At 65.9% G+C, this 1,191-nt stretch carries 1 protein-coding gene; it reads left to right on the plus strand.

Going from position 1 to position 1,191, the window contains the following annotated elements; translation table 11 throughout:
* Positions 1 to 10 precede the first annotated feature (10 nt).
* The coding region (gene tuf, locus FL311_RS43250; RefSeq protein WP_141333517.1) for an elongation factor Tu at positions 11 to 1,191 on the plus strand (1,181 nt) is incomplete at its 3' end.

Below are 1,191 nucleotides of genomic sequence, written 5' to 3' on the forward strand. Positions count from 1 at the left end.
GAGGAGTGTCATGGCCAAGGAGAAGTTCGAGCGTAACAAGCCCCACGTGAACATCGGCACGATCGGACACGTGGACCACGGCAAGACGTCGCTGACGGCGGCCATCACGAAGGTGCTGGCGAAGACGGGCGGCGCCACGTTCCTGGCGTACGACCAGATCGACAAGGCGCCGGAAGAGCGCGAGCGCGGCATTACGATTTCGACGGCGCACGTGGAGTACCAGACGAAGAACCGTCACTACGCGCACGTCGACTGTCCGGGCCACGCCGACTACGTGAAGAACATGATCACGGGCGCGGCGCAGATGGACGGCGCGATTCTGGTGGTGTCGGCGGCGGACGGCCCGATGCCCCAGACGCGTGAGCACATCCTGCTGGCGCGCCAGGTCGGCGTTCCGTACATCGTGGTCTTCCTGAACAAGGTGGACCTGCTGGACGACCCGGAGCTGCGCGAGCTGGTGGAGATGGAGGTGCGTGACCTCCTGAAGAAGTACGAGTTCCCCGGCGACACCATCCCCATCATCCCGGGCTCCGCGGTGAAGGCGCTCGAGGGTGACACGAGCGACATCGGCGAGCCGGCCATCCTGAAGCTGATGGAGGCGGTGGACAGCTACATCCCGACGCCGCAGCGCGCGACGGACAAGCCCTTCCTGATGCCGGTGGAGGACGTGTTCTCCATCGCCGGCCGTGGAACGGTGGCGACGGGCCGCGTGGAGCGTGGCAAGATCAAGGTCGGCGAGGAGGTCGAGGTCGTCGGCCTGCGCCCGACGCAGAAGACCGTGGTCACGGGCGTGGAGATGTTCCGCAAGCTGCTGGATGAGGGCATGGCGGGCGACAACATCGGCGCGCTGGTGCGCGGCCTGAAGCGCGAGGACATGGAGCGTGGGCAGGTGATTGCCAAGCCTGGCAGCATCACGCCGCACACCAAGTTCAAGGCGCAGATCTACGTGCTGTCGAAGGAGGAGGGTGGTCGCCACACCCCGTTCTTCAAGGGCTACCGTCCCCAGTTCTACTTCCGCACGACGGACGTGACGGGAACGGTGAAGCTGCCGGAGAACGTGGAGATGGTGATGCCGGGCGACAACATCGCGATCGAGGTGGAGCTCATCACCCCTGTCGCGATGGAGAAGGAGCTGCGCTTCGCCGTTCGCGAGGGTGGCCGCACGGTGGGCGCCGGCGTCGTGGCGGAAGT

This window comes from Myxococcus sp. AB025B, from assembly GCF_006518215.1.
GTDB classification, from domain to species: domain Bacteria; phylum Myxococcota; class Myxococcia; order Myxococcales; family Myxococcaceae; genus Myxococcus; species Myxococcus fulvus.